The 26,950-nt window shown below is 69.2% G+C and carries 24 protein-coding genes; 21 read left to right on the top strand and 3 right to left on the bottom strand.

What is annotated here, in order from left to right:
- Position 1 precedes the first annotated feature (1 nt).
- Positions 2 to 2,638: an excinuclease ABC subunit UvrA gene (uvrA, locus tag KW836_RS08855; RefSeq protein ID WP_218343016.1), complete on the bottom strand. Its 2,637-nt coding sequence runs from the start codon at positions 2,636 to 2,638 to the stop codon at positions 2 to 4.
- A gap of 331 nt (positions 2,639 to 2,969) precedes the next feature.
- Between uvrA and KW836_RS08850 the strand changes: the two genes are divergently transcribed.
- The 3 genes from KW836_RS08850 (at position 2,970) to KW836_RS08840 (ending at position 6,060) form a co-directional block, all read left to right on the top strand.
- Positions 2,970 to 4,553 carry an FAD-dependent monooxygenase gene (locus tag KW836_RS08850; RefSeq protein WP_218343015.1) on the top strand — a complete coding sequence of 528 codons (1,584 nt, stop codon included), beginning with the start codon at positions 2,970 to 2,972 and terminating at the stop codon, positions 4,551 to 4,553.
- Positions 4,554 to 4,646: 93 nt separating this feature from the next.
- Positions 4,647 to 5,108 (top strand): SRPBCC family protein, encoded by a 462-nt coding sequence (locus tag KW836_RS08845; protein WP_175122728.1) that lies wholly within the window; start codon positions 4,647 to 4,649, stop codon positions 5,106 to 5,108.
- Between the two features lie 163 nt (positions 5,109 to 5,271).
- The gene (locus tag KW836_RS08840) at positions 5,272 to 6,060 is read left to right on the top strand and encodes a hypothetical protein (RefSeq protein WP_218343014.1); all 789 of its coding nucleotides are present in this window, start codon (positions 5,272 to 5,274) and stop codon (positions 6,058 to 6,060) included.
- A 44-nt stretch (positions 6,061 to 6,104) separates the two neighbouring features.
- Here the strand turns inward: KW836_RS08840 and KW836_RS08835 are convergent, their stop codons facing one another.
- The gene (locus KW836_RS08835; protein WP_218343013.1) at positions 6,105 to 6,869 is read right to left on the bottom strand and encodes a class II aldolase/adducin family protein; all 765 of its coding nucleotides are present in this window, start codon (positions 6,867 to 6,869) and stop codon (positions 6,105 to 6,107) included.
- 167 nt (positions 6,870 to 7,036) lie between these two features.
- Between KW836_RS08835 and KW836_RS08830 the strand changes: the two genes are divergently transcribed.
- The 4 genes from KW836_RS08830 (at position 7,037) to KW836_RS08815 (ending at position 11,542) form a co-directional block, all read left to right on the top strand.
- Positions 7,037 to 7,696 carry a glutathione S-transferase family protein gene (locus KW836_RS08830; RefSeq protein WP_218343012.1) on the top strand — a complete coding sequence of 220 codons (660 nt, stop codon included), beginning with the start codon at positions 7,037 to 7,039 and terminating at the stop codon, positions 7,694 to 7,696.
- Between the two features lie 102 nt (positions 7,697 to 7,798).
- Positions 7,799 to 9,526, top strand: a complete 1,728-nt coding sequence (locus KW836_RS08825; RefSeq protein ID WP_224776715.1) for an alpha/beta-hydrolase family protein — start codon at positions 7,799 to 7,801, stop codon at positions 9,524 to 9,526.
- Between the two features lie 50 nt (positions 9,527 to 9,576).
- A complete protein-coding gene (locus tag KW836_RS08820) occupies positions 9,577 to 10,293 on the top strand; it encodes a hypothetical protein (protein WP_255595187.1) in 717 nt (238 codons plus the stop codon).
- A 55-nt stretch (positions 10,294 to 10,348) separates the two neighbouring features.
- Positions 10,349 to 11,542, top strand: coding sequence for a hypothetical protein (locus tag KW836_RS08815; RefSeq protein WP_218343010.1), 1,194 nt, complete (start codon positions 10,349 to 10,351; stop codon positions 11,540 to 11,542).
- Between the two features lie 74 nt (positions 11,543 to 11,616).
- Here the strand turns inward: KW836_RS08815 and KW836_RS08810 are convergent, their stop codons facing one another.
- Complete coding sequence (locus KW836_RS08810) at positions 11,617 to 14,151, bottom strand: carbohydrate-binding family V/XII (RefSeq protein ID WP_370633013.1); 2,535 nt, start codon at positions 14,149 to 14,151, stop codon at positions 11,617 to 11,619.
- Positions 14,152 to 14,650: 499 nt separating this feature from the next.
- On the opposite strand from KW836_RS08810, the gene KW836_RS08805 reads away from it, so the two are divergent.
- From KW836_RS08805 to KW836_RS08740, 14 genes are all read left to right on the top strand, one after another.
- Positions 14,651 to 16,933 carry a phage tail sheath subtilisin-like domain-containing protein gene (locus tag KW836_RS08805; RefSeq protein ID WP_218343009.1) on the top strand — a complete coding sequence of 761 codons (2,283 nt, stop codon included), beginning with the start codon at positions 14,651 to 14,653 and terminating at the stop codon, positions 16,931 to 16,933.
- A gap of 67 nt (positions 16,934 to 17,000) precedes the next feature.
- Entirely contained in the window at positions 17,001 to 17,525 is a 525-nt protein-coding gene (locus KW836_RS08800) for a phage tail protein (protein ID WP_056566211.1), read from the top strand.
- A gap of 12 nt (positions 17,526 to 17,537) precedes the next feature.
- Positions 17,538 to 18,263 carry a hypothetical protein gene (locus KW836_RS08795; RefSeq protein ID WP_218343008.1) on the top strand — a complete coding sequence of 242 codons (726 nt, stop codon included), beginning with the start codon at positions 17,538 to 17,540 and terminating at the stop codon, positions 18,261 to 18,263.
- On the top strand, positions 18,260 to 19,084 hold the full coding sequence (locus KW836_RS08790; protein WP_218343007.1) for a hypothetical protein: 825 nt from the start codon (positions 18,260 to 18,262) through the stop codon (positions 19,082 to 19,084). The genes KW836_RS08795 and KW836_RS08790 overlap by 4 nt, the downstream gene beginning before the upstream one ends.
- Complete coding sequence (locus tag KW836_RS08785) at positions 19,081 to 20,373, top strand: DUF4255 domain-containing protein (protein ID WP_218343006.1); 1,293 nt, start codon at positions 19,081 to 19,083, stop codon at positions 20,371 to 20,373. Before KW836_RS08790 ends, KW836_RS08785 begins: the two co-directional genes overlap by 4 nt.
- Positions 20,370 to 22,313 carry an ATP-binding protein gene (locus tag KW836_RS08780; RefSeq protein ID WP_218343005.1) on the top strand — a complete coding sequence of 648 codons (1,944 nt, stop codon included), beginning with the start codon at positions 20,370 to 20,372 and terminating at the stop codon, positions 22,311 to 22,313. Before KW836_RS08785 ends, KW836_RS08780 begins: the two co-directional genes overlap by 4 nt.
- Positions 22,310 to 22,552 carry a hypothetical protein gene (locus KW836_RS08775; RefSeq protein WP_218343004.1) on the top strand — a complete coding sequence of 81 codons (243 nt, stop codon included), beginning with the start codon at positions 22,310 to 22,312 and terminating at the stop codon, positions 22,550 to 22,552. Before KW836_RS08780 ends, KW836_RS08775 begins: the two co-directional genes overlap by 4 nt.
- An 8-nt stretch (positions 22,553 to 22,560) precedes the next feature.
- Positions 22,561 to 23,709 (top strand): DUF4157 domain-containing protein, encoded by a 1,149-nt coding sequence (locus KW836_RS08770; protein WP_218343003.1) that lies wholly within the window; start codon positions 22,561 to 22,563, stop codon positions 23,707 to 23,709.
- An 8-nt stretch (positions 23,710 to 23,717) separates the two neighbouring features.
- The gene (locus KW836_RS08765; protein ID WP_175137629.1) at positions 23,718 to 23,987 is read left to right on the top strand and encodes a hypothetical protein; all 270 of its coding nucleotides are present in this window, start codon (positions 23,718 to 23,720) and stop codon (positions 23,985 to 23,987) included.
- Positions 23,984 to 24,637, top strand: a complete 654-nt coding sequence (locus KW836_RS08760; RefSeq protein WP_218343002.1) for a hypothetical protein — start codon at positions 23,984 to 23,986, stop codon at positions 24,635 to 24,637. The genes KW836_RS08765 and KW836_RS08760 overlap by 4 nt, the downstream gene beginning before the upstream one ends.
- On the top strand, positions 24,634 to 24,978 hold the full coding sequence (locus KW836_RS08755) for a LysM domain-containing protein (protein WP_218343001.1): 345 nt from the start codon (positions 24,634 to 24,636) through the stop codon (positions 24,976 to 24,978). Before KW836_RS08760 ends, KW836_RS08755 begins: the two co-directional genes overlap by 4 nt.
- Positions 24,971 to 26,098 carry a hypothetical protein gene (locus KW836_RS08750; protein ID WP_218343000.1) on the top strand — a complete coding sequence of 376 codons (1,128 nt, stop codon included), beginning with the start codon at positions 24,971 to 24,973 and terminating at the stop codon, positions 26,096 to 26,098. The genes KW836_RS08755 and KW836_RS08750 overlap by 8 nt, the downstream gene beginning before the upstream one ends.
- Positions 26,095 to 26,610: a phage baseplate assembly protein V gene (locus KW836_RS08745; protein ID WP_175122710.1), complete on the top strand. Its 516-nt coding sequence runs from the start codon at positions 26,095 to 26,097 to the stop codon at positions 26,608 to 26,610. The genes KW836_RS08750 and KW836_RS08745 overlap by 4 nt, the downstream gene beginning before the upstream one ends.
- Positions 26,611 to 26,623: 13 nt before the next feature.
- Positions 26,624 to 26,947, top strand: a complete 324-nt coding sequence (locus tag KW836_RS08740; RefSeq protein ID WP_175137628.1) for a hypothetical protein — start codon at positions 26,624 to 26,626, stop codon at positions 26,945 to 26,947.
- The last annotated feature ends 3 nt before the right edge of the window (positions 26,948 to 26,950 follow it).

The following is a 26,950-nucleotide window of genomic DNA, read 5'->3' as shown; positions in this document are numbered from 1 at the left end:
CTCAGTCAAAAAAACGCCGCAGGAACGGGGCGGTGACGCCCGCGTTGCCGCGGCTGACGGCTTCCGGGGTGCCGGCCGCGACGATAGCGCCGCCCTCTTCGCCGGCGCCCGGTCCGACGTCCAGCATCCAGTCGCTGCCCGCGACGACGCGCAGGTCGTGTTCGACCACGACGACGGTATTGCCGGCATCCACGAGGCCGTGCAGCTGCGTCATCAACTTGTCCACATCCGCCGCGTGCAGGCCCGTGGTGGGCTCGTCCAGCACGTACAGCGTGTTGCCGCGCTGGCTGCGCTGCAGTTCGGTGGCCAGTTTGATGCGCTGGGCTTCGCCGCCGGACAGTTCAGTGGCGGGCTGGCCCAGGCGCAGATAGCCCAGGCCGATCTCGGCCAGCAGCGTCAAGGGGCGCGCCACCACCGCCTCGTCCTTGAAGAAATCGCGCGCTTCGTCCACCGTCATGTCCAGCACCCGGGCGATGTTGCGGCCATTCCACTCGACTTCAAGCGTCTTGGCGTTGTAGCGGCTGCCGTGGCACGTGGGGCACGGCGCGTACACGCTGGGCATGAACAGCAGTTCGACGTGGACGAAGCCTTCCCCCTCGCAGGTCTCGCAGCGCCCTTGCGCGACGTTGAAGGAGAAGCGGCCCGCGCTGTAGCGCCGGGCGCGCGCGGCCTTGGTGTCGGCGAACAGCTTGCGCACGTGATCGAACAGACCGGTGTAGGTGGCCAGGTTGGAGCGCGGCGTGCGGCCGATGGGCTTCTGGTCCACGTTGACCAGGCGCTTGATGGCCTGCCCGCCCGCATGCAGCCGGCCCGTGGTGCGCGGCAAATTGCCGGGCTGCGGCAGGTCGCTGTCGGGTTCCTCGGCCGGCAGTTCCTGGCCCAGGTGTTCGCCCACCAGTTCAACCAGCGCCTGGCTGACCAGGCTGGATTTGCCCGAGCCGGACACGCCCGTCACCGCCGTGAATGCGCCCAGCGGAAAGCGCGCGTCCACGCCATGCAGGTTGTTGCGATGAATGCCGCGCAGTTCCAGCCACCCGGCCGGTTCACGCGGGGTGCGGCGGCTGGCGGGGCGCATGTCGAACAGGTACTTGGCGGTGACGGAATCCTTTACCTTGCGCAGCCCCTCGGGCGGACCGCTGTACAGCACCTGCCCGCCGTGCTGGCCCGCGCCCGGCCCCACGTCGACCAGCCAGTCGGCGCGGCGCAGCGTGTCCAGATCGTGCTCCACGACAAACAGCGTGTTGCCGCCCGCTTTCAGCTGATCCAGCGCGCGGTGCAGCGCCTGGCCGTCCGCGGGGTGCAGGCCGGCGGACGGTTCGTCCAGCACGTAGACCACGCCAAACAGGTTGGAGCGGATCTGCGTGGCCAGCCGCAGGCGCTGCAACTCGCCGGGCGACAGCGTGGGCGTGGACCGGTCCATCGCCAGATAGCCCAGGCCCAGCGCCTGCAGCGTGCCGATGCGCTCGACCAGATCATGTGCAATGCGCTGCGCGGCGATGCGTTTCTCGGGCGACAGGTCCGGCGTGCGGCGCACGTCGCTGCTGCCGGCATGCGACAGCCCGCCGGCCGCCACGCGTTTGGCGTTGGCACGCACGCCCGCAGCCTTGCTGCGCGTCGATCCAGACTGCGCCGCGTGTTCGTCGAACCGGCCTTCGGCGGCGGGCGCCAGAACCTCTGCGATGCGGGCAAGCGGCAGTTGCGACAGGCTGCCGATGTCCAGGCCCGCGAACGTCACGGACAGCGCCTCGCGCTTCAGGCGCCGGCCGCCGCATTCCGGGCAGGGCGCGCCGGTCATGAAGCGCGCCACGCGCTTTTTCATCATGGCGCTCTGCGTGGTGGCGAACGTGTGCATGACGTAGCGGCGCGCGCCGGTATAGGTGCCCATGTAGCTGGGTTCGGTCTTGCGGCGCAGCGCCGCGCGCGTCTCGGCCGGCGTGAAACCGGCGTAGACCGGCACCGTGGGCTGTTCGTCCGTGTAGAGGATCCAGTCGCGGTCCTTCTTGGGCAGGTCGCGCCACGGCTTGTCCACGTCGTAGCCCAGCGTCACCAGGATGTCGCGCAGGTTCTGGCCATGCCAGGCCGGCGGCCACGATGCGATCGCGCGCTCGCGGATGGACAGCGACGGGTCCGGCACCATGGATGCCTCGGTCACGTCGTACACGTAGCCCAGGCCGTGGCAATGCGGGCAGGCGCCCTGCGGCGTGTTGGGCGAGAAGTCCTCGGCGTACAGCATGGGCTGGCGCGCCGGATAGGTGCCGGCGCGCGAATACAGCATCCGCAGCATGCTCGACAACGTGGTGACGCTGCCGACCGTGGAACGCACGTTCGGCGTGCCGCGCTGCTGCTGCAAGGCCACGGCGGGCGGCAGACCATCGATGGCGTCGACGTCGGGCACACCCACCTGATCGATCAGGCGCCGGGCGTACGGCGACAGCGATTCCAGGTAGCGGCGCTGCGCTTCGGCGTACAGCGTGCCGAATGCCAGCGACGATTTGCCCGACCCGGACACGCCGGCGAACACCACCAGCGCATCGCGCGGGATGCTGACGTCCACGTTCTTCAGGTTGTGTTCCCGCGCGCCTCGCACGCGGATGCAGGCATCGGGGCCCGGCTTCGAAGGATTCTTGCGCTGGCTCATGGTTGAAATAGTAATGGACCGGACGGCGGATGCCTTCGCGGGCGTGGCCAACCGGGCGAGCGGCGCCTCATCCCATCGCATGAGACCGCGCGCACTGATGCACCCATACCGCGGAACGAGGTGCCCCCCACTCGCGCGCGGCGCCGCGCATTGCCGTTGACGGCGCCCCGGCGCTGCTTTAATTTCGCAACACGCGAAACGGCAGGGGCGGCGCAATGCGCCGCCCTTGTCGTGCTGCCGGCAGCATCGGCGCGACCGCGCTGCTTCCGACTGCCGGGCAGGCTGCATCCCTTGCGGCAGGACTTGATGACCACATTGCTGAGGGCAAGACATGGTGATCTCGATTTCCGTCCTGGTCGTGGGCGCGGGCCCGGCCGGCCTGTTGACCGCCGCCGAATTGCAGCGCCGCGGCGTGGACTGCCTGCTGATCGATGCGCACGAACGCCCGCTGGATTGGGACCGCGCGACCGTCGTGCATCCGCGTTCACTTGAAATCCTGGATGCGCTGGGCATCATCGAACCCCTGCTGGCCGCGGGCGTGAAGCAGCGGCGCGCCCGCATTCACGCGGGCGGCAGCGAACTGGGCATCATCGACCTGGAACTTGCCGGCAGCCGCTATCCCTTCAACATCGGCATCTCGGAAGAAGTCACGGAGACGGTGCTGGCCGACCATCTGGCGCGGCTGGGCGGCAAGGTCACGCGCGCCACGAAGCTGGTGGGATTGCAGGAACAGGAAGACGGCGTGCTGGCCACCGTGGAGCGCGGCGGCAAGCTGTCGCAGGTGCTGGCGCAGTGGGTCGTCGGCTGCGACGGGCATCACAGCACCGTGCGGATGCTGACCGGCATCGAGCAGGACGGCCACGACATTAACCAGCCGTGGGCCGTGTTCGACGCCACCATCCCCGACTGGCCGGAGGCGTTCGAGGCGAACTACGCCTACCTGGATCAGATTCCCGTGATTCTGACCGCGCTTCCCGGCGAGCGCTGGCGCGTCTACCTGCGCCCCAGCTCCGCGGAGTCGGACCTGGTCGAGGACGCGCTGTCCACGCTGCGGCGCTACCTGCCCGACGCCGGCTTTTACAACGTCTCGCACCCGGCGCGCTTCGAATGCCACACCAAGGTGGCGCGCGCGTTCCGGTCCGGCCGCGTGCTGCTGGCGGGCGACGCCGCGCACACGTGCAGCCCGGCGCAGGGACATGGCATGAACACCGGCCTGCAGGATGCCTACAACCTGGGCTGGAAGCTGGCACTCGTCTGCCAGGGACATTGTTCGCCCGCGCTGTTGGACAGCTATCACGCCGAGCGCCGGCCCGTGGCCGACATGGTGATGGCGTCGGGCGATGCCGCCGAAAGCGCGCAGATGGCGCAGGGCAACGCAGAGCGGCGCGCGCGCGATCTGGCGATCCGCGCGGCCTTCGGCAACCCCGAAGCGCGGCACCGCGAGGCCGTGTCGGAAGCCGAACTCGACATCGACTACGCGGGGTCGCCCATCGTGATGGGTGACCGGCACGAGGCCATCTGGCCGGGCCAGCGGCTGCCGGACCATATCGACGTGCGGTTTTCCACCGGCGGCCGGGGCAAGCTGCATGAGTACGCCAAGCGGCGCGGCCACACCGTCCTGTTGATTGGCGGCCCCGGCACGGCGCAGCAGCCGCTGTCGGACCTGCGCCGCCAGCTGATGGCGCTGGCTGACGGCTACATCATCGAGGTGGTGGTGGCTCTGACCGCCAGCGATGGCGTCACCGACGTGGACGCCTACCTGGAGCCCGCCACGGCGGCGCGGATGGGCGTGGGCGACATGATGCTGCTGGCGGTGCGGGCGGACGGGCACGTCGGCCTGCGCGCCGAGCAGCGGCACGCCGAGACGCTGTCGGCGTACATTGAACGCCTGCGGCAATCGGGACAGACGCCATGACCTAGGGAAATCCCCAGGTAAATCCGTGTCGATCCGGGTGCCGGCGGTTCGTCGTAGTCATGCACCCACCCTCACATCAAGGCGGACTACACCATGACTACCGGAACCGTACGACACCTGCGCGTCCTGCGCGCCTCCCCCGACCGCGTCTATCGCGCCTTTCTCGAACCGGACGCGGTCGCCAAGTGGCTTCCGCCCTATGGCTACACCTGCTCGGTTCAGGAACTGGACGCGCGCGTGGGCGGCAAGCACCGGATGGCCTTTCGCAACTTCGCCACCGGCCACCTCGAGCCGTTCGGCGGAGAATACCTGGAGCTGGTGGAAGGCGAGAAGATTCGCTACACGGACCGCTTCAACGATCCCGCCCTGCCGGGCGAGATGACGACGACCATCAACCTGCGGCAGGTCTCGTGCGGCACGGAACTGACCATCGTGCAGGAGGGCATTCCCGAGGTCATCCCGACCGAGATGTGCTACCTGGGCTGGCAGGAATCACTGCTGCAACTGGCCCGGCTGGTGGAAACCGATACGCCCGACGGCCCGGTGCGCGACTGAGGCCGCCGACGCGAACGGCATCGACTCCGATACGTTTGTTCATCTTTTGACACCATCGGGTCGCGCGCAATGGCCCGACTCCCTACAAAATGTGGCGCGCCCCAGCGGCGCTGCGCGGGCCGTAACATACCGGCCCGCGCGCATCCCACAAGAAGGAAGAATCGTGTCAAAAGTGTTTGCCCTGCTGCTCTGCGCCGCCCTGCCCGCCGCGGCATTGGCCGCCCCCGATACCGAGCCCCTGAAGCTGAACGCGGACCACAAGCTGTATTGCAACGCACAGACCGACTGGTGCGTGGGCATCAAGACGGACGGCGCGTTCAACGAAAACGGGCCCTTCGCGACCAGCAGGACCCTGCGCGCCGACTACCGGTTCTGGGACTCGCCCGACATTCCCGACTTCAAGGACTTCAAGGTCTGGCCGGAACTGATCCGCTTGAGCGAAGAGCGGGCGCTGGTCGGCGTGATCGGCCCGGCGGAGCCGGATTTCAAGGCGTCGACCCCGTTCTCGGGCGGCGGATTCGAACGCCGGGATCTGTATCTGTACGACGTCAATCTGGGCGAGCAGGCCGGCGCCAGCCTGGCGCTCGTCATGCCGTACTCGGCCGATGCCTCCATCCGGGCGTGCTTCAACGAGGCGGACCAGGAAAAGCGCGCCGGGCAATGCAGCGATGTCTATCAGTTCACGGCATCGTTGAAGGCCCTGCCGGGCAAGGAATTGCCGGATCTGCAGGTGAAGACGCAGGCCACCCGCTCGCCGTCAGGGGCCAGCCGTCTCGCGGACTCAAGCGCGCGGCCCGCGCTGACCAAGGCGCAGCTCGCGCCGCAGGTGGACAATCAGTGCAGCTATACGGTGACTTACGCGTGGCAAGCCGATTCGTCGTCATACCAGCCGGCCAAGCCGCTGCCGGATTGCGCCGAGTTCCTGTCGGCGGATCCGGCTGCGAAGAAGTAGTCGGCGGCGTGCTGCTGGCCGGTGTCGGGCACCGGCCTTCACGCTTATTCCGCGTAGCCCGGATTGCGCCGGTCCAGCCGGCGCAGCAGGCCCGGCCAGGCCAGCTGGGCCTTGTGGGCGCGGTCAGCCGGCGACTCCACCGCCGCGCGGGCCAGGATGTCCGCAGGGATGTGGGTCAGCTCGCCGCCGGCCTGGGCGCGCACCTGCACCATGCAGGCGGCTTCCATCCGATGCATGGCCTGAAAGGCCTCGGCCATGCTCTGACCCACGGTCAAGAGGCCGTGGTTACGCAGGATGAGGTAGTTGTTGGCGCCCAGGTCGCGCACCAGGCGCGGCTGCTCGTCGGGATTGAGCGCCAGACCTTCGTAGTCGTGGTAGCTGAGCGAGCGCAGCACGATGAACGCGAACTGCGACAGCGGCAAGAGGCCCGCCTTCTGCGCCGACACCGCCACGCCGTTGATCGAATGCGTATGCAGGACGCACATCGCATCCTTGCGCGCCGCATGGATACAGCTGTGGATGGTGAAGCCGGCCGGATTGATGTCGTATTCCGACTCCATCACCTTGTTGCCGTGCAGGTCGATCTTGACCAGGCTGGACGCGGTGATCTCGTCGAACATCATCCCGTAGGGGTTGATGAGGAAATGCTCCGTGCCCGGCACCTTGGCGGTGATGTGCGTGAAGATGAGATCGTCCCACCCGAACAGCGCCACCAGCCGGTACAACGCCGCCAGATCCTTGCGGACCTGCCATTCCGTTTCGCCGACCTGTTCGCGCACGCTGGCGCCCTGCTTGCCTGCCGTATCCATCCTGTCTCCGTATTGTTGGTGTCGGCCCCGAGCCGTTGCGCCGGGATCCGTCATGCACTGTATTCCTTTTCGCGCCCGGTGCGCACGGCGGCGTCGGGGCGGCGTCCGTCTGGTGAAACAGCCCGAGACCCATTAACCTGTGAGCCACGTCCGAGGAGACTCCGAGAATGCTGCCTGCACTTTACGGTCATCCCTTTTCGTCGTACACGCAGAAGACACTGATTGCGCTGTACGAAAACGCCACGCCGTTCGAGTTCCGCAGCATCGGGCCCGACACGCCCCAGCATGCCGCCGACTGGATCGAGCGCTGGCCGCTGCGCAAGTTTCCGCTGCTGGTCGACGGCGAACGCAACGTCGTTGAATCAAGCATCATCATCGAGTACCTGCAACTGACCCACCCCGGCCCGGTCCGGCTGATTCCCGCCGACCCGATGGCCGCGCTGGACGTGCGCTTTCTGGACCGCTATTTCGACCTGCACGTCATGTACTGGATGCAGCACGCGGTGAACGGCGCGCTGACCGGCGATCCCGCCAAGCGTGACGAAGCGCGGTCGCTGGCCTCGCAGAAGCTGGAACGGGCCTACGCCTGGATCGACGCGCAGCTTGCCACGCGCACATGGGCCGCGGGCGCGGACTTCACGCTGGCCGACTGCGCCGCCGCGCCCGCCTTGTTCTACGCCGACTGGACCCACCCGATCGCCGACGCCTATCCGCATCTGCGGGCCTATCGCGCGCGGCTGCTGGCGCGGCCGTCGTTCGCGCGGGCGGTCGACGAGGCCCGGCCCTACCGGACGCTCTTTCCGCTGGGCGCGCCCGACCGCGACTGACAGCCCCGTCCGTATCGGCACCCACAAACATCGTCACCCGCGACCATCGCGCCGCAACGTGCGAGAATCCCCGCCATTCCCTCCCGGATGAGGACGCCCACCGTGCAGCAGACCTTGCCCCGCCACCTGCCTACCTTCCTGCGCTCGCACCTGGAGTCCCTATCCGGCGTCGGCCTCATGCTTGGCACGCTGTTCTTTGCCGCGGCGCTGACGCCCACCCTCATCCCCCGCACCCACGTCACGCAGGGCGTGCTGGCCGGCACTTGCCTTGCCGCGGGATATGGTCTGGGCGTGCTGTGGCATTGGCTGTGGGCCTACATGGAACTACCCGAGCCCCGCGGCCGGACCGCGCGCATCATCAATGCCGTCATCGGCCTGCTGTGCGTGTCCGTGGCGATCGTATTCCTGGGCCGCGCAGCCGAATGGCAGAACACCATCCGCGCGCTGATGCAGATGGAACCCGTGACGAGCGCACATCCCATCAAGGTCAGCCTGATCGCCCTCGCGACGTTCGCCGTGCTGCTGGCGCTGGCGCGGCTGTTCAAGCTGATCGCGCGCTATCTGACCCGGCAGGTGCGGCGTGTCGTACCGAGGCGCGTGGCCAACGTCACGGGCGCGGCCATCGCCCTTTTGATCTTCTGGCTGCTGGCGACCGACGTGTTCTTCCGCGGCGCGCTGCACGTGCTGGATGCGTCGTTCAAAGAATTCGACGCGCTGCTGGAACCCGAACGCCCGCAGCCGACCGCCGATAACAAGACCGGCGGTCCGGCGTCGCTGATCCGCTGGAATGAACTGGGCCGTGCGGGCCGCGAATACATCGCGTCGGGCCCGACAGCCAGCGAGATCACCACGCAGTCCGGACGCGAGGCGCTGGAACCCATCCGCGTCTATGTCGGCCTGCGCGGCGCGGCCACGCCGCAGGCCCGCGCGCAGCTTGCGCTGGACGAGATGAAACGCGTCGGCGCCTTCGACCGCTCGGTGCTGGTCGTCATCACGCCGACCGGCACGGGGTGGGTCGACCCCGCCGCCGCAGACTCGCTGGAATACCTGCTCAATGGCGACGTGGCCAGCGTGGCAATGCAGTATTCGTACCTGTCCAGCCCGCTGTCGCTGCTGGCGCAACCCGAATACGGCGCCGAGGCGGCGCGCGCCCTGTTCCAGGCGGTGTATGGCCACTGGACCACGCTGCCCAAGGACCGGCGGCCCCGGCTGTATCTGCATGGCCTGAGCCTGGGCGCCATGAACTCAGCCGGCTCGGCCGAACTGTTCGAGATGATCGGCGATCCCATCCAGGGCGCGTTGTGGAGCGGCCCCCCGTTTGAAAGTCGGGTCTGGCGCAAGATCACGGACGCCCGCAATCCCGGCTCGCCCGCGTGGCTGCCCGAGCTGCGCGATGGCGCCTTCGTGCGCTTCATGAACCAGCACGGCTCGCCGGTGCCAGCCGACGCGCCGTGGGGGCCGATGCGTGTCGTCTACCTGCAATACGCCAGCGACCCGGTCACGTTCTTCGACTATCGCGACCTCTACCGTCCGCCGGCGTGGATGAACGCGCCGATGGGACCGGACGTGTCGCCCGAGCTGCGCTGGTATCCCGTGGTGACGATGTTGCAGTTGGCGCTGGACATGGCGGTGGGCACGGCCACACCCATGGGCTATGGACACGTCTATGCGCCGCAGCATTATGTGGATGCATGGGTTGCGGTGACCGGCGTAACGGACTGGACGCCGGATGGCCTTGAAGGCCTGAAGCGCTATCTGCTGGAACGCGCGCAGGCCGCGATGGAAGACGAGGACGGCGACGAAGGCGCTTATGAAGGACGCGGAGGTTAGGCGCGGCAGGCGCGGCTCATGAATCACCCATTGCAGTCATGAATCACCCAATGCAGGACCAATTGACGTCGTTCTTTTACGCGCACGATGACGTCTTGCGCAGCCGCAGCGTCAGCAGCCGGCTGCTCGCGGGCCACCTGAACGTGCCCGCGCCGCCGGCACGCCTGCTGGCCGATTGGAATCGCGAGATCCGCACGCGGCTGCTGCTCGAACCCGGCGACGTCGAGCAGATGCCGCTGTCCCGCACCCGCGCGCGCTGGCCGGAATTCGGCGAGTGCGTGCAAGCCATGCGCGACTGGACGCGCGCGCAAGGGCTGGGCGATGTGCTGGGCGCCAGCGACATGGCGCTGATGGCCTGCCGCGGCGCGCGCTATCACCACGACGGCAGTCAATACGGCAGCGCGGCGTTCTGCAATCTGTTCCTGTCCGACGACAAGGGTCTGGACGTGCATTTTCCCGGCACCGGCCACCGCATTGCGCTCACACGCGGCGTGGCCATCGTCTTCGACACCTGCCAGCCGCACGCCGTGATTCGCCGGCATCAAAGCGGGTACGACGAGGCGGACTTCGCCGATGACCAAGATCTGTCGCAACTCTTTCTGACCTGGGAGCTGCCGATCGAAGATCCGGCGGTCGCACGGGCGCTTGGCATTGTCTTCGACATCGACACCGGAACGGCGTCGCGGCTGGAAGAGGAACAGGTCTGGGCAGATGGCCGGCGCGTTAGCGTGGACCCCGGCGCTGGACAGTGGCGGTCAGCAGATTGAAGCCCTGATGCGTCGGGTATATTGACCGGCCCACGTCTCAGGGTCCACCACGCAGATGCCCTTTCCCATTGCACGCCCGCTTTCGATTCCGTTTAGCGCCTTGGCGCTGGCCCTGCTGCTGCAGACGCCCGGCGAGGCCAGCGCCGCCGAGCGCACCGTCTACACGGGCACGCTGCAAGGCGTGGGCGACATCGTGATGGAGCTGGACAGCGCGGCCGCCGATGGCGAGCTGACCGGACGCTACTTCTATCCCAAGAACGGCGTCGACATTCCGCTCAAAGGCACCGTCAAATCGCTGGCCGAGCCGCTGACGTACCAGGCCGCCAAACAGCCGGGCGCAAAGCCTGCCGCCACCTGGCAAGGCACGCTCGACGCGCAGGGCTATCGCGGGGTCTGGATCGACACGCGCACGGGCGAGCAACGCAGCTTCACGCTCAAGCGTGTCGCGCAGTACGACGCCAGCGCGCTGACGCCCGATGGCGGCATCGAGTTCGGCGTAGAGATCGACGCGGCCCGCGTGCCCTACGACACGCTCAAACTAGCGGGCCATGCCGAGCCCGTGGGCGACGACATCGGCAGCGCCACCGTGGCCTATCGCATGTGGCGCGATCCGCGCACGCAGTTCAGCTATCCGCGCCTGTCGCGGCATCCGGACAAAGCGGTCATGGCGCGCGTCAACCATCTGCTCGAACAGCGCCACTGGCGCATGAGCCACGCAGCACTGGTCTGCAAGGCCACGGCCTACACCAGCGACGGCCCGTCCGCGGGAACGCTGGGCAACTACGAGGAAGAGGTCGTGAAGGTGCCGTGGCTGTCCAGCGCGTTGATGACCGTGACCGAGTCCGGCAGCCTGGACTGTGGCGGCGCGCATCCCAACAACCACTTCGATCCCTACACGTTGGACCTGCTACGCGGCGAAACCCTGGATTGGAACCGCGTGTTCGACGCCTACGAGCCGAACAACCGCGAACCGCGCCCCGCGCTGAAGGAACTTGCCGGCCAGGTACAGAAAACCCTGGCGGCGCGCGACGAGTCGGGCCTGACGGAAGACCGCTCCAAGGAAGGCTGCTGGGATCTTTGGCCCACGTATCTTGCGCTGGGCGCGAGCGCTCCGGGTGCGCTGAGCCTGTCGGTGTCGGGCGTGGGGCACGCGTCGGGCGTGTGTCTTGGCACGCTGGCGCAGGTGCCGTTCAGCGATCTGGCGGCTTATCTGAAGCCGGGCGGACAGGCGTACCTGGTGCAGGACTGACCACAGACAACATGCGTGCCGGCCGCCGAGCCGGCACGCGTTGCGCGCGACGTGAGCGCGCTGCCCCTACCGACTCAACGCCGGAAGCCGCCGCCCCGGAACCCGCCAAACCCGCCAAAGCTGCGCCCCTCCATCCCGCGGCCCTGCCAGCCGCCCTCCCCGCGCCCTTGCCAGCCGCCCTCCGCGCGACCCTGCCAGCCGCCGTCGCTGCGGCCTTGCCAGCCGCCCGCGGACTCGTTCATGCGGTTCTGCCAGCCTCCGCCATCCATGCCGCCCGGTTGCGCCGAATAATCGCGCGCCTGGCGCTGTGCGTTCAGGTAATTGGACTGGGTGTTCGGCTGAACCGGCTGCCACCCCGACGACGTGTGCTGCTGCCAGCCGTTGTCGTTGTGCTCGTAGACATTGCCGTTGTGGTCCGCATACACGTTGCCGTTGTTCCACGCCGCGCCGCTGCCGGTGTTGCGGTTGTAGGTGGCGCCGCGCCGGTCGACGCTGTCGGCGCCTTGGCCCGCCGTGCCGGTCGCGCTGGCGGCGGAGTACGTGGTGCGGCCGGTGTCGGCATTGGTGCGCACGTTCTGCCGGCCTGCGGCCCACTGGCCGTCGTCGTTCTCGACTGCGCCCGCGCGGCCCGCGCCCGATGCGCCCGTGACCGGATCCGTGTAGGCGCCGCGGCGTCCGGCGGCGGCGTTGCCCGTGTACTCGTTGTAAGCCGCGCCGCGCGTGCCTTCAAACGCGGCGCCGGTTTGCGGGTTGTAGCCTTCGGCGTGGGCGCCCTGCCACTCGGTACCCGTCCAGCCGTTCCAGCCGGCCGCGTGCGTGACCGTGCCGGAACCGCCCCAGGCGCCGTAGACGTCGACCTTGTTGACGTCCACGCCGCCCCAATAGGGCGCGCCATAGTACGGTCCCCAGTACGGCGCCGCGCCGCCCCAGGCCTCGGCGGCGGCAAACCCGAAGGCAAAGCCCGCGGCCGAATCGAAGGCGGCGTTGTAGCCATAGCTGGGCGGATAGCCGACCCAGGTGTTCTGCACGATCGTGGGCGGATAGGAATAGCCCGTGCCGTAGACGACGGTGCCGTCGGGCGCCACCACCACGCCCATGTAGCCGGGTGAATAGCCGAACACCACGCTTTGCGGCGTGGCGCCGTAGACCTGCACATAGGTCACGTAATGCAGCGGCGAGCTGGCGGGAATGGCGTAGATGGCCGCCGGAACATGGTCGGCCACGCGCCACGGTCCGGTTGGCGAGTCCGACACGAACCACACCGCGTTCGACAGCGCGTAATAGCGGCCTTCCGCCTGGATGACCGGCACCGGCGAGTTCGTCGCGTAGTGCAGGGTCGTGCCGTCGATGGGCCGCAGCACCGGCGCGCCGCCGGCGTATTCGACCTGCAGCTTGGCGGCGCTGCGCGACACCGTGGCGGTCTGCGGAATGGTCGACGCAATGACGGCTTCCCGCGCCTGCGGCGTGCCGGGCACCGACACCAGCACCCCGCCTTGCGGATCCCGCGGCGGAATGCGCGCGAAATCACGCGGCAGGTCCTTGCCCGGCACATACGACCATGGCCCTTCCAGCCGCGCGCCGCGGAACCAGCGGCCGGACACCAGCAGGTAGTAACGGTTGTCGCCCGGGTTCATGAACACGGCGTGGTCGGCGTTGGTGACCGACAGCAGCGAAGTTCCCGGCACCGGCCGCAGCTCGGCCTGGCCAATCGTGATCAGCAGTTCAGCGGGCACGGTCGACACTTCGATATCGGGCGCGCGGTGCGGCGCCTTGCCGTCGTGCGGCATCAACGGGTCCGCCGCCGGACCGCGGCGCGCGGCGTCTGCCGCCGCAAGCAGCGCGGGCGACGGTTGCGCCACGGTGCGCCACGGCCCGTTGATGTCGCCGGCTTCGTACCAGTGGCCCGCGGCCTGCAGGTACAACCGGCCGGCGTTGTCGCCCAGGATCAGGGCGCGGGTGTTGATGACGCGGCGCCATCCCTGCGTCTCGGGCAGCTGGGTCCACGCAGGTGCGCCATCCACCAGCACCAGGATCGCCGGCACCGTGCGGTAGATGATGCGCGGCGGCGTGTTGTTCACCGGCACGGTCTTGGCGGGCGGGTTGTTCTGCGACAGCGCATAGCTCAGTTGCAGCGCATCCAATGGCGTGACCACGCCGTTGGCGGGGATGCGGGCTTCGAGCTCGCTGCGCAGGCGCGCGGCCTCCTGCGGCGCGGTGGGCACCTGCACGCGTTCGACGCGGATGTCTGACAGGCGCACCAGTCCGGCCGGCTTGTTCACGTCGGCGCGGGCGGAAAACTCGGCGACGCCGTAGGTCGGGCTGCCCTTGGCCGGTCCCACCGCCACCGCCATGCGGCCGGTGAGGCGGTCGGCGGTCCAGGTGTCGATCTGCGGTTGGTAGAGCTCGACCCGTTTGCCGTCGGGCGCGGTGAAGCTACGCGGCCATTGCAGCGCGCGCGCGGCGGACGAGTCTTGTTGGCCGGCGCCCGGTTGCGCGGCAGCAGTCTGGGTCGCGGGGGCTGACGCAGGCTGGCCGGCATTCTGCGGCTGCGCCGCGGCGCCAAACGCCAGCGACGTTCCGGCCGCCACGCCCAGGACGACGCGCGTCATGCGCAGGCGTCGGGCGGCATCGCCGGAGGTGGCAGGCAAGCGGGAAAACCAATCATGCAAATGCAGCATTCGGGACACGCAATTCATCTCACGCTCCTTGAGGTTCTGGCCGCCTGCCAAACCGGCTGGGGCGTTCCGCCGCCCGGATGATCGCGGGCGGCGCCGCTTCGGGTTATACGCCAGCGCGCCCCGGGGTTCAATTGCGGCAAGACCGGAGCTGACCGCCCCCTGAATAAGAAACAGATGGTTAACGCCGTTAAAAAGCTATTGATCGCATCAATCAGAACTTCTATAACTCGTTCCTACCAGGGCTTGCTGCTTTTGCCCGATTGCCTTTCCGCTGCAATCCAACTAGAGCGGCGCAACGCCCGCCACCCCGCGCAAGCCTCGCGCGAATCGCCAGCCTTCTCCTGCCCGTCTCCCGTGGCGCGCTGGCGGCTCTCTAAGCCTCTCCTGCGGCTAGGACACTGATCCCGACAGCCGTGTGAAGGAGCAGCTCATGGCCCTTACCCTGTCCCATCCCGGGGTTTATATCCAGGAAATTCCCAGCGGCGTTCGCACGATTGCCGGGGTCGCGACCTCGGTCGCCGCCTTTCTGGGCGCGGCCCCACGCGGTCCCGTCAACAAGGCGGTCCGGATATTCAGTTTCTCCGACTATGAACGCGCCTTTGGCGGACTGGCCGACGATTCCGAGCTGGGCTATGCCGTGCGCCAGTTCTTCGTGAACGGCGGCACGGACGCCTGGGTCGTGCGCGTCGTGAAGGAAGCGTCGCCCGCCCAGCGCACCTTGCGCAGCGCAACCGCGGTGGACGTGCTGACGGTGCGCGCGCTGGACCCCGGCGTATCCGGCAACAGCATCCAGGTCCGCGTCGACCACGCCACCGCGGTGCCCTCCAGCACCTTCAACATCCAGTTCATCCGCGGCAGCGACGGGCGGGCGGAAAGCTACGCCAACGTCTCGTTGAACGCCAAGGATCCGCGCTATCTGCTGGATCTGGTGCAGGGCGTATCGCAGCTCGTTCGTCTGGAGCGGATGCTGTCGCAGGGCGCGCTGGATGCGCTGCCGGCGGGCACCAGCGTCAGCGGCGCGCTGGGCGACGTGCAGACGTTGCTGGATGCGACGCACACGGATTTCCGCGTGGCCGTGAACGGGCTGGAACCCGTGGGCGTCAGCATCGCATTGCCCGGCGACATTGCCGGCGGCACTGCGACGCAGCGTCTGACCGCGCTGGCGGCGGCAATCCAGACCAAGGTGCGGGCGCAGGCGCAGGGCCGCCCGGCGCTGGCGAACTTCACCGCCGCGCGCAACGGCAACACGCTGGTGATGACGTCCGGCGCGGGCGGCGAAAACGCCAGCGTCCGCGTGCTGCCGGGCGCGCGCAACAACGCCGCGGGCGTGCTGATGCTAGGGTCGCTGGCAGGCGGCATCGAAACCGACGGCGCGGCCATCATCCGCCCCGCGCCCACGCCCGACGCGGCAACGCTGACCAGCGATGCCTTCGGCGCAACCGACCTGGACGCGCTGCCCGACGCCACGCACACCAGCCTGCGCATCACGCTGGATGGCTTGGGGCCCGAACTCGTGAGCCTGGGTGACGCCACCGCCGCAGGCGGTTCGCTGGCCGCCAAACTGGAAGACGTGGCGGCGCGCCTGCAGGCCGCCGTGCGCGCGCTGCGGCCGGGCACGCCGGCCTTCCGCGACTTCACGGCGCGGGTGCAGGGCAGCACGCTGGTGCTGGCAAGCGGCTCGCGCGGCCTGGGCTCGACCATCGCGGTGGCGGCCGCCCCGGCCAACGACCTGGCCGCCTCCCTGCATCTGCTGACCGGCGCCGTCGCCTCGCCGCCCCCGGTCGATGCGCTACTGGAAGGCGGCACCGAAACGCCGTACGGGCCGGAGGACGTCTATGCCGCGTTTATCGGCAGCCGCGCGCTGCGGCAAGGGCTGTACGCCCTGGAAGACGCCGACATCTTCAATCTGCTCTGCCTGCCGGCCATCACGCACAGCGGCGTGCTGGCCGATGCCGCGTCGTACTGCGAAGAGCGGCGCGCCTTCATGATCGTGGACGCTCCGCCCACGGCCACCGATCCGGCGGCGATGGTGGCGGTGGCCAACGGCACGGCGCTGCCCAAGTCGGATCACGCCGCCGTCTACTACCCGTGGACGTACGTGTCCGATCCGCTCAAGAACGGCAAGCCGCGTCTTGCGCCCCCGTGCGGCACCGTCGCCGGCCTGTACGCGCGCACCGACGGCAACCGGGGCGTATGGAAGGCGCCCGCGGGCACCGACGCCAACCTGACCGGCGTCATCTCGCTGGCCGCGACGCTGACGGACGGCGAGAACGGCAGCCTGAATCCACTGGGGGTCAACTGCCTGCGCACATTTCCGGTGTATGGCGCGGTGTGCTGGGGCGCGCGCACGCTGCGCGGCGCGGACCAGCTCACCTCGGAATACAAGTACGTGCCGGTGCGGCGCCTGGCCCTCTACCTGGAAGAGTCGCTGTATCGCGGCACGCAATGGGTGGTGTTCGAGCCCAACGACGAGCCGCTATGGGCGCAGATCCGCCTGAACATCGGCGCGTTCATGAACACGCTGTTCCGGCAAGGCGCCTTCCAGGGCAGTTCGCCGCGCGAGGCCTATCTGGTCAAGTGCGACCGGGAAACCACCACGCAGGACGACATCAATCGCGGCGTGGTCAACATCCTGGTGGGGTTTGCGCCGCTCAAGCCCGCCGAGTTTGTCGTCATCAGCATCCAGCAACTGGCCGGCCAGATACAGGCCTGAGCCCGGCACGCGCCGGCGCCGCTTGCGGCCCGGCGCGTTTGCCGACCACGGTTACCAGGAGATTGCCATGGCGCAGTTCACCGTCAATCCGCAGCGCTTCGACCCGTACAAGAACTTCAAATTCCGGGTGAAGTGGGATGGCCGCTACGTGGCGGGCGTCAGCAAGGTGTCGGCGCTCAAGCGCAGCACCGAAGTGGTCGAGCACCGCGAAGGCGGCGACCCGTCCAGCGGACGCAAGTCGCCAGGCCGCAGCAAATTCGAGGCGGTGACGCTGGAACGCGGCGTCACGCACGACCGCGAATTTGAGCAGTGGGCCAACAAGGTGTGGAACTTTGGATCGGGCCTGGGCAGCGAGGTGTCGCTGAAGAACTTCCGCAAGGACCTCATCATCGAGGTCTACAACGAAGCCGGGCAGCTCGTGCTGGCCTACAAGGTGTTCCGCTGCTGGGTGTCGGAGTACCAGGCGATTCCCGATCTGGATGCGAACGCCAACGCGGTCGCCATTCAGACCATCAAGCTGGAAAACGAAGGATGGGAACGCGACTACGAAGTCGCCGAGCCATCCGAACCGAGTTTCGTCGAGCCGGCCTGATGGAGCGCCGCGATGAACGCCCTGATCGAATCGCAGATTCTTGCGCTGTGGGAGGCGGGCCGTGACTGTCATCCGATAGACCGCGGCCTGCTCGCGCTTGCCGAGGCACTGCCTGGCGTGGATGTCGCGTCACGGCCGGTCGGATGGCGGAACCTGGCGCTGCTGCGCCTACGGCAAGCCACGTTCGGGCCGCAGCTGGCCGCTTGCGCCGATTGTCCGACTTGCGGCGCGGCGATGGCGTTCGACCTAAACGTGGCCACGCTGCTGGAATCGGTGTCCGCGCCGCCGGAACGCGCATCGGCCGAGCCGATGTTCGACGCGCATGGAGCGGCATGGCGTCTGCCCAGCAGCCGCGACCAGGCGCAGGCCGCGGTGGCCGCCGACAGCGACGCGGCGCTTGCGCTGCTGCTGCGTGCGTGCCGGGTTGACGCACCGCCCGACGCCGACCTGCCGCAGGGTGCGGCGCTGGACGACATCGAAGCGCGCATGGAAGCGCTGGATCCCGCCGCCAACATCGAGCTGTCGTTGCGCTGCGCGGACTGCGCGCACGCGTGGACCGTGGCGCTGGACGCCGACGCCTGCGTGTGGGACGACATCAGTCTTTGCGCGCGGGGACTGCTGCGGGACGTGCATCGTCTGGCGCGCGCCTACGGCTGGACCGAACCGCAGGTGCTGGCGCTGGGACCTGCCCGGCGCGCCGCGTATCTGGAACTGGCCGACAGCGAGGCGCTTCCATGAGCGGCTTCCTGCGCCAGCTTGCGAGCCGCAGCGTGGGTTCCGCACCGCGCCTGCGCAGCGCGCCGTCGCCGCGGGCCGTGGCGCTTGTCGGGACTGTGCCGCGTGATGATTGGCGGGGTGAGACGCAGGGGCTGGGGGCTGCGCAGGCGGCGTCGGACGCGCGCGTGCAGGCGGCCAGAGACGACGCGCGATCCAGCGTGGCCAGCTTCGCGCAGACGCCGTTGCACGCTGCGGATTCCGGGGGGATTGGCCAGACAGAATGGAACGTTGATGCGGCGGGCGCGAATGGGCCTGACGCGGCGCATGACACACGCCGGCATCGCACGCATTTCAGCGTGACAGCGCCGATCGCCGACGCGGACGTGCCCCCACGCAACCCGGCGCGCGGTGATCAAGATGCGCCCTCGCCGGTTCGCCAATCGCGCGCGCTTCGGTCCATCGAGGCAGACAAACACGCCGCCGACGACCGGCAGACCCGCCCCGCAGCCGTATCGCCAATCACATCGCCCTTACCGGCGGAAAAGTCAGGCGAGCACGACGTCACTGACAGTACCCGCCCTGCTGCCCCACGCGACGCGGCCTTGTCCGCCGAGGCACGAGAACTTGCCGGCCCCAACGCACGCAACGCAAGAAGCCACGCCGCCGATGCGGCGTCCGCCTCCCGCCTTCCCGCGCTGCCGCCCTCTCCGCCCGACGTCCACATCACCATTGACCGCCTGGAAGTCGCCCCCCCGCCCCAACGCGCGGCGCCCGCCGCCCCGCGATCGTCTGCGCTGTCGCTGCGCGCCTACCTGACCGCCAGACGCGCGGGGCTGCCATGAGCAACGCGCTGGCGATCGCGGCGGTCACCGCCGTCATCAAGGACCTGCTCGACTCGGGCATGATCGACCACGCGGTCACGGACGCGCTGGGCGCGGGCGTCAAGGTATCCGCGCTGGCGCCCGACGCGGTGTCGCTGGACAACCAGGAAGATCCGCAACTGAACCTCTTCCTGCATCAGGTCACGCCCAACGCTGCGTGGCGCAATGCCGCGCTGCCGTCGCGCGATCCGGCAGGCGATCGCATCGCGAATCCGCCGCTGGCCCTGGACCTCCACTATCTGCTGACCGCGTATGGCCGCGCCGAGCTGCAGGCGGAAGTGCTGCTGGGCTATGCGCTGCAATTGCTGCACGAATCGGCCGTGCTGCCGCGCGAGGCCGTGCGCCGCGCGCTGGATCCGGACGTGGTCGATGGCGCCATTCTGCCGACGGTTTACCAGAGCCTGCGCAGCGCAGACCTGGCCAGTCAGATCGAACTGTTGAAGATCACCCCGGCAGCGCTGGGCGCGGAAGAGATGTCGCGCCTGTGGTCCGCCCTGCAGGCGCACTACCGCCCGACCGCCGCGTTTCAGGTGTCGGTGGTGCTGATCGAGTCCAGGCGGCCCGCGCGCGGCGCCCTGCCCGTGCTGACACGCGGGGAAGCCATTCCCGGCACGCCGCGCGACCGGGGTGTGCTGGTGTTCCCCGGCCTGACGCCGCCGCTGCCCACGCTGCTATCGGTGCAACCCGCGGGCAGGCAGCCGGTTGCCGTGCCCGGCGGCGCCGTGACGTTGCAGGGTCATCATCTGGATGGCCTGGCGCGCACGGTGACGCTGCGCCATTCGACGCTGGATGCCGAACGCAACGTGCCCGTCGAGGCAGGCACGGACGCGTGGCTGCGGCTGACGATGCCGTCGGACCTGCCGGTCGGCGTCTATCGCGTGCATGCCACGGTGCAGGCCAGCGATACCGGCCTGCGGCGCGACAGCAATCAGTTGGCGCTGGTGCTGGCGCCCGAGCCCGTGCTGCCGCCGGCCGCCGCCACGCGCAACGCGGGCACGGTGCGCATCACGTTGGGCATCGCGCCGCCGCTATTGCCCGGCCAAGCGGCCAGCCTGCTGCTGGGCGACCGCGAGCTGCCCGCTGAACCCGCCACCGCACCCGCCAGCGCGCTCATCTTCGAATGGCGCGACGCGCCACCCGCCGGCGCGCGCTTTCTGGTGCGGCTGCGGGTGGACGGCATTGAAAGCCCGCTGGTGGACCGCGAGGCGGTCCCCGTCCGCTATCTAGACCGCCAGATCGAGCTGCCATGAACGCGCGCGCGCCCACCGACTGGATCGAAGCCAACCAGCAACTGCTGGCCGCCGAGTTCACGCGGCTGCGCACAAGGCTGCGCAAGCCCGGCAGCCGGCCGCCGCGCCACGGCGCGCAGCAGCTTGCGCAGGCGCGCGCCGCGCTCGACGGCGACTCGGCCATCGACCAGTTGACCGCCACCTTCGGCCTGTCGGCGTTCGAGCGCGACCTGCTGCTGCTGTGCGCCGGCATCGAGATGGACGCGGTGCTGGCCGATCTGTGCGCCCACGCGAACGGCCGATCGGGCAGCCAGCGTCATGCCAGCTTCGCGCTGGCGCTGGCCGAGCTGGAAGGCGCGCATTGGAGCGCCCTGTCGCCGCAGCGTCCGCTGCGCCGCTGGCGCCTGCTGGACGTGGACGACACGGCCGACCTGAGCACCGCGCGCCTGCGCATCGACGAACGCGTGCTGCATTACCTGGCCGGCCTGAACGAGCCGGACGCGCGACTGCGCCCGCTATTGCGGCCGGCGCTGCCCCTGCCCCACACCGCGACCGCGCACGAAGCGGCGGCGAAACAGATCGCCGCGCAGGTCACCGCCGCGCAAGGCACGCCGCTGCCGGTGTTTGTGCTGGAAGGCGATGACCCCGGCGCGCAGGAAGACGTGGCGGCGCGCGCCGCGCATGCTGCGGGCCTCGCGTGCCTGGCGCTGCAGGCAGAAGACGTGCCGGCGGACGCCGCCGAGCGCAACGTCATGCTGACGCTCTGGCAGCGCGAGGCCGTGCTGCTGGGGGCCGCCCTGTTCATCGACGCCTCGGAGGGCCTGACGCCGGCGGCGCGGCATCTGGTGGAACAGGCCGGCGGGCTGTGCCTCGTGGGCGTGCGCGAACCCGTCACGTTGCGCACGGCCTCGCGCCCGTGCGCCGTCTCCCGGCCGCAAGAGGCCGACCGCAGAACGCTGTGGCGGCAGGCGTTGGGGCCGCAAGCCGCCGCGCAAGTCGGCGATGCCGTGGACCAGGCGGCCAGCCAGTTCGGGCTGGACTCGCGGACCCTGCAGCGCACCGCCGCCGCGCTCGCCCCCGCCTTGCAGGAACCCGGCGCCGATCCGGCCGCCGTGCTGTGGCAGGGCTGCGCGCAGGCCAGCCGCCGCAAGCTGGACGGCTTGGCGCAACGTCTGACGCCGGCCGCAGGCTGGGACGACCTGGTGCTGCCCGAGCCGCAACGCGCCGTGCTGCGCCAGATCGCCGCGCATCTGCGCCAGCGCTATCGGGTCCATCAAGACTGGGGGTTCGCGGCCGCGCAGTCGCGAGGTCTGGGTCTTGCCACCCTGTTCACCGGCGAAAGCGGCACGGGCAAGACGCTGGCCGCGGAGGTCCTGGCGCGCGAAACCAGGCTGGACCTGTACCGCATCGACCTGTCCGCCGTCGTCAGCAAGTACATCGGCGAGACCGAAAAGAATCTGCGGCGCCTCTTCGAAGCCGCGGAAGACGGCGGCGCGATCCTGCTGTTCGACGAGGCAGACGCGCTCTTTGGCAAGCGCTCGGAGGTCAAGGACAGCCACGACCGCTACGCCAACATCGAAATCAGCTACCTGTTGCAACGCATGGAGTCGTACCGGGGCCTCGCGGTGCTGACCACCAACCTGAAGTCCAACCTGGACAGCGCCTTTCTGCGGCGGCTGCGCTTTGTCGTGCAGTTTCCGTTTCCTGACCTGGAGCAGCGCGCGCGGATCTGGCGCGGCGTGTTCCCGGCCGCCACGCCTACCCGCGATCTTGATCCGCGCCAACTGGCGCGCCTGAACCTGACGGGCGGCAGCATCCGCAACGTCGCGCTGAACGCGGCCTTTCTGGCCGCCGACGCCGGCTCCGAAGTCACCATGGCTCACGTGCTGCAAGCCGCGCACGCTGAAGCCGCCAAACGGGAACGGCCGCTGGCCGATGCCGAAACGAGGGGATGGCCATGAAATCCGCAATTCACCTGCATATCCGCGCGCTCAGCCTGCCGAGCCATGACGCGGCCCAACGCAATGCGTTCGTTGCCGCCCTGGTCCACGAGCTGGTCCGGCGGGCGGCGCAGAACGGCGGCGCGGCCGCCGATGCCCATGCAGAAGCGGTACGCACCGTGGCGGACGGCGCGCAACCGACGCAGACGGGCACGCAGGCGGGCCGCGCGATCGCGGACACGTTTCATCTGAAGCATTGAGCAGAGCCATGAGAACGTCCTTGTTCGCGCCGCGGCCGGACACCGCAACGCCGCGCTCGCGCCTGGTGATGCGGCGATGCGCCTGCGGTTGCGGCGGCAAGTCGACGTGCGCCGCCTCGTCGACTTCGGGTCGTGCAAAATCAGCGGTGCCCGAGCAGGTCGAGGACGTGCTGCGCAGCGCGGGTCAGCCCCTGGCCTCCGCCGACCGGATGGAATTCGAGCGGCGCTACGGCCACGATTTCGGGCGCGTGCGCATCCACGCGGATGCGCGGGCCGCGGAATCGGCGCGCGCGCTGGATGCGCAGGCCTGGACCGTCGGCGCGCATGTCGCCTTTGGCGCGGGCCGCTACGCGCCGGGCACACGCCAGGGCCGCGACCTGCTGGCGCACGAGCTGGCGCACGTCGTGCAGCAGCATGGGCGCTACCGTCCCGGGCTGCCGCTGGAACTTGGCCCGTCGCACTCGCCGCAGGAAGCGGAAGCCGACCGCGCCGCGCACAGCCTGTCACGGCCCGCTGCGGCGCCGGGCCTGGCGCAGACCGTGCAGCGCGCCGGCATGGGCGATCTGCGCGTGGCCGAAGCCGAGGCGCGCAAGTGCCCCACCACGCACACCATGCCGGACGACGTGTATGACGCGGTCAACGAAGCCTGGTCCAAGTCCGGCCACGGCGGCGACACCGTGCAGGAACATGGCGGGCGCATCGTGTCCGACAAGGACGGCAAGCGGGTGATCCGCACCGGATCGGGCGGCGGCGGCAGCATCAGCCTGCCCGCCGAGAAAAAGGGCGACTACACGCTCGGCACCTATCACACGCATCCGTACAGCAGCTCGGAAGGATCCAAGCTGGGCGTCGCGTTCTCCGGCGCCGACGTGGCCAACTTCATGGCGGGCAGCCAGGGCTGGGTGAAGTACATCGGCGCCGGCAGCTGCAACTACGCGCTGAACATGCAGGACTACGAGGCCGTGTACGACTGCCGAAAGCGCGGCGTCGATTTCAAGACACGCTGGAACGACGCGTTTGCCGCCGCCACCGGCACGTTCCAGGCCAAGGTCGAGACCGCCGTGCGGGCCTCGGTCGACGGCTGCGGCATCTGCTTTTATCGCGCCTGCCGGCCGGACGACGCGAGCGCCGTGCCCAAGAACATGAACCTGATCTAGGAGCCGCCATGGAAGACTGGATTGGCAAGACCGTGGGCGAGGTGCTGGAACTGTGCCAGACGCGCTACGCCGACGTCACGATGGTCGACGAGCCGCCGGGCAAGTTGCGCGCCGTCGAACTGGACTGCGTGGCGCGGGTGCCGGTGTCGCGCTTCGTGCTGGAGTTCGACTACCGCCCCGACCTATTCAGCGCGGCGCGCCACTGGCCGGAAGCGCTGGTGGGCGCGCAGCGCATCACCGCCGTACGCAACGCTGCGGAACCGCAGGCCTATCCATGAGCGGACCGCTTTCGCCCCGCCTGCTGCGCGGCGGCATCATCCTGATCGATCCGGCCAGCGGGGCGGTGCAGCGCGTGATATCGCTGCAATACAACCCCGAGACCCTGACGCGCTCGCTGCAGCCGCAGAGCGTGGACGACGGCGGCGCGGCAGGCGAACCGCTGCGCCTGAAAGGTCCGCCGTCCGAGACGATCCGGCTGGACGCCGAGCTGGACGCCACCGATCAGCTCGAATTTCCCGACGATCATCCGCAGGCGCGCGACACGGGCATCCATGCGCAGCTGGCCGCGCTGGAGACCATCGTCTACCCGGACAGCGCCGCGCTCATCCGCAACAACCGGATCGCCAACCTGGGCACGCTGGAAATCGCGCCCACAGTCGCGCCGCTAAGCCTGTTCGTGTGGAGCCGCGAGCGCGTGGTGCCGATGCGCGTGACGGATTTTTCGATTACCGAAGAGGCCTTCGACGCGCGCCTCAATCCCATCCGCGCAAAGGTGTCGCTGGGCCTGCGCGTGCTGCACGTGGGCGATCTGGGCTTTGGCGACAAGGGCGGCCATCTGTACCTGGTGTATCAGCAGCGCAAGGAACGGCTGGCCGCGCTGGCCGGTCTGGGCGACCTGGGTTCCGTCGGATTGGAGTCCCTGCCATGAGCGTGCAGCGCTTCCCAGCCAACAGCCGGTACCACGACGTGCCAACGGCGGAAATGCCTGGGCCGGACGGCCGGCCGCTCGTGTACCTGCGACGGCGCATTCTGCCGGACCCGGCGGCGCTGACCGCGGTGGGCGAGGTCGCGGTCGCCCCAGGCGACCGGCTGGACCGGATTGCCGCTGCGGCGCTGGGCGATCCGCTGCAGTTCTGGCGCCTGGCGGACGGCAACGACGCGCCGCGTCCGGCCGCGCTGGAAGTGCCCGGGCGCAGCCTGCGCGTGACGCTGCCCGCCGCGTTGGGTTCTCCCTTCGGTGGTGCGCCCTTCGGAGGCAGCGATGCTTAGCGGCGTGCACCTGACGCTGCTGGTCGGCCCTGGCCTGCCGGTGCCTGCGCCCCGCCCCATCATGGACGGCCTGGAGCGCGTCGAGGTGTCGTCGTCCGCGGACGGGCCGGGCGGATTCCAGCTCACGTTCTCCGTCAGCAACCGCTCGCCGCTGCATACGCTGCTGGTGATCGCTGGCGGCCAGGTGCCGTGGCTGCGCGTCATCCTGGTCGCCACGCTGAACGGGCTGCCCACCGTGCTGATGGACGGGCTGGTGACGCGCCAGGAGATCACGGACGGCAGCGCGCCCGGCCAGTCGCGGCTGACCGTTACCGGCGAAGACCTGACGGTGGCGATGGACAAGCAGGACATGAGCGGCCTGCCCTACCCGGCCATGCCGCCGCCCGCCCGCGTCGCCGCCATCATTGGCCGCTACGCGCTGTACGGGATGCTGCCGCTGGTCGTGCCGTCGCCCTTCACCGACGTGCCGATTCCGGTGGAACGCATTCCGCTGCACGAAGGCACGGACCTCGCCTATGTACGCCAGTTGGCGCGGGAAGTGGGCCACGTGTTCTACATCGAGCCCGGCCCGCTGCCCGGCGCCAACGTGGCGTACTGGGGACCGGAGATCCGGCTGGGACCAGTGCAGCCCGCGCTCAACCTGGGCATGGACGTGCACAGCAACGTCGAATCGCTGTCGTTCGCGGTGAACCAGTCGGACGCCGCGCTGCCGGTCATCTTCATCCAGAATCCGCTGACCAAGTTTCCGATTCCGCTTCCCGTTCCCGACGTCAGCCTGACCAGCCCGCCGCTGGGCCTGCTGCCGCCGCTGGCCAAGGGGCTGACGCTGCTGAAAGACACCGCCAAGCTGTCGCCGGCCGCCGCGCTGGGCAAAGGTCTGGCCATGGCCGCCGGCACCACTGCCGACGCCGTGACCGCCGATGGATCGCTCAACGTGCTGCGCTACGGCCATGTGCTCAAGTCGCGCCAACTGGTCGGCGTGCGCGGCGCGGGGCTGGCGTTCGATGGCCTGTACTACGTCAAGCGCGTCGACAGCTCGCTCAAGGCGGGCGAATTCCGGCAGCAATTCTCGCTGGCCCGCAACGGTCTGATCTCCACCCTGCCCCTGGTGCCGCCATGACAGAACCCCAACGCCACTACGGCAAATTCCGCGGCGTGGTGATCAACAACGTCGATCCCATGCAGATGGGCCGCATCCAGGTGCAGGTGCCCGACGTGCTGGGCCTGGGCGTCTCAAGCTGGGCGATGCCGTGCGTGCCGTTCGCCGGCCAGCAGAGCGGCGTGTTCGTCGTGCCGCAGGTCAGTGCGGGCGTATGGGTGGAGTTTGAACAGGGCAAGCCCGACTACCCGATCTGGGTCGGCGGATTCTGGGGATCGGCCGCCGAAGTCCCAGCGCTGGCGCTGGCCGGGCTGCCCGTGTCGCCCAGCATCGTGCTGCAGACCGGCGGGCAGAACACCTTGATGATTTCCGATCTGCCGGGCCCCACCGGCGGCATCCTGCTCAAGACCAAAACGGGCGCGATGATCTCGATCAGCGATGTGGGCATCACGCTGTCCAACGGCCAGGGCGCGACGGTGATGCTTGCCGGTCCGGCCGTCAACATCAACCAGGGCGCCCTGACGGTGACCTGAGGAGGCCAAGAGCATGCCCGGACCCCTGCTGCATTTCGGCGCCACCGTGCAGTGTTCGCACGGCGGCCAGGCCATTCCGACGGCGCCCAATCCGCGCGTGCTGCTGTCGGGCCAGCCGGCCGTGACCATCCTGTCGACGTATTCCATCGCGGGCTGCGCGTTTCCGCCGCCGCCGTCAGGCAACGGCCCGTGTGTCACCGGCATGTGGCTCGCCGGCGCGACGCGCGTGCTGATCGGCGGGATGCCGGCCGCGCTGCAGGCGGGCTCGTCGATCTGCATGCCCACCGGCACGCCGATGCTGGCCCTGCAGGCGCAGGCCCGCGTCGTGGGCATGTAAGGA

Source organism: Achromobacter sp. ACM05 (assembly GCF_019218915.1).
GTDB lineage: Bacteria > Pseudomonadota > Gammaproteobacteria > Burkholderiales > Burkholderiaceae_B > Achromobacter > Achromobacter animicus.
This window is presented reverse-complemented; position numbering and strand designations above follow the sequence as displayed.

Bases quoted from the DNA above. Each gene is read 5' to 3' on its own strand.
- KW836_RS08850 (WP_218343015.1), top strand. From the start codon at position 2,970: ATGGTGATCTCGATTTCCGTCCTGGTCGTGGGCGCGGGCCCGGCCGGC.
- KW836_RS08830 (WP_218343012.1), top strand. From the start codon at position 7,037: ATGCTGCCTGCACTTTACGGTCATCCCTTTTCGTCGTACACGCAGAAG.
- KW836_RS08765 (WP_175137629.1), top strand. From the start codon at position 23,718: ATGGAAGACTGGATTGGCAAGACCGTGGGCGAGGTGCTGGAACTGTGC.
- uvrA (WP_218343016.1), bottom strand. From the start codon at position 2,638: ATGAGCCAGCGCAAGAATCCTTCGAAGCCGGGCCCCGATGCCTGCATC.
- KW836_RS08750 (WP_218343000.1), top strand. From the start codon at position 24,971: ATGCTTAGCGGCGTGCACCTGACGCTGCTGGTCGGCCCTGGCCTGCCG.
- KW836_RS08805 (WP_218343009.1), top strand. From the start codon at position 14,651: ATGGCCCTTACCCTGTCCCATCCCGGGGTTTATATCCAGGAAATTCCC.
- KW836_RS08835 (WP_218343013.1), bottom strand. From the start codon at position 6,869: ATGGATACGGCAGGCAAGCAGGGCGCCAGCGTGCGCGAACAGGTCGGC.
- KW836_RS08800 (WP_056566211.1), top strand. From the start codon at position 17,001: ATGGCGCAGTTCACCGTCAATCCGCAGCGCTTCGACCCGTACAAGAAC.
- KW836_RS08755 (WP_218343001.1), top strand. From the start codon at position 24,634: ATGAGCGTGCAGCGCTTCCCAGCCAACAGCCGGTACCACGACGTGCCA.
- KW836_RS08770 (WP_218343003.1), top strand. From the start codon at position 22,561: ATGAGAACGTCCTTGTTCGCGCCGCGGCCGGACACCGCAACGCCGCGC.
- KW836_RS08780 (WP_218343005.1), top strand. From the start codon at position 20,370: ATGAACGCGCGCGCGCCCACCGACTGGATCGAAGCCAACCAGCAACTG.
- KW836_RS08845 (WP_175122728.1), top strand. From the start codon at position 4,647: ATGACTACCGGAACCGTACGACACCTGCGCGTCCTGCGCGCCTCCCCC.
- KW836_RS08815 (WP_218343010.1), top strand. From the start codon at position 10,349: ATGCCCTTTCCCATTGCACGCCCGCTTTCGATTCCGTTTAGCGCCTTG.
- KW836_RS08760 (WP_218343002.1), top strand. From the start codon at position 23,984: ATGAGCGGACCGCTTTCGCCCCGCCTGCTGCGCGGCGGCATCATCCTG.
- KW836_RS08775 (WP_218343004.1), top strand. From the start codon at position 22,310: ATGAAATCCGCAATTCACCTGCATATCCGCGCGCTCAGCCTGCCGAGC.
- KW836_RS08810 (WP_370633013.1), bottom strand. From the start codon at position 14,151: ATGACGCGCGTCGTCCTGGGCGTGGCGGCCGGAACGTCGCTGGCGTTT.
- KW836_RS08795 (WP_218343008.1), top strand. From the start codon at position 17,538: ATGAACGCCCTGATCGAATCGCAGATTCTTGCGCTGTGGGAGGCGGGC.
- KW836_RS08790 (WP_218343007.1), top strand. From the start codon at position 18,260: ATGAGCGGCTTCCTGCGCCAGCTTGCGAGCCGCAGCGTGGGTTCCGCA.
- KW836_RS08820 (WP_255595187.1), top strand. From the start codon at position 9,577: ATGCAGGACCAATTGACGTCGTTCTTTTACGCGCACGATGACGTCTTG.
- KW836_RS08740 (WP_175137628.1), top strand. From the start codon at position 26,624: ATGCCCGGACCCCTGCTGCATTTCGGCGCCACCGTGCAGTGTTCGCAC.
- KW836_RS08745 (WP_175122710.1), top strand. From the start codon at position 26,095: ATGACAGAACCCCAACGCCACTACGGCAAATTCCGCGGCGTGGTGATC.
- KW836_RS08785 (WP_218343006.1), top strand. From the start codon at position 19,081: ATGAGCAACGCGCTGGCGATCGCGGCGGTCACCGCCGTCATCAAGGAC.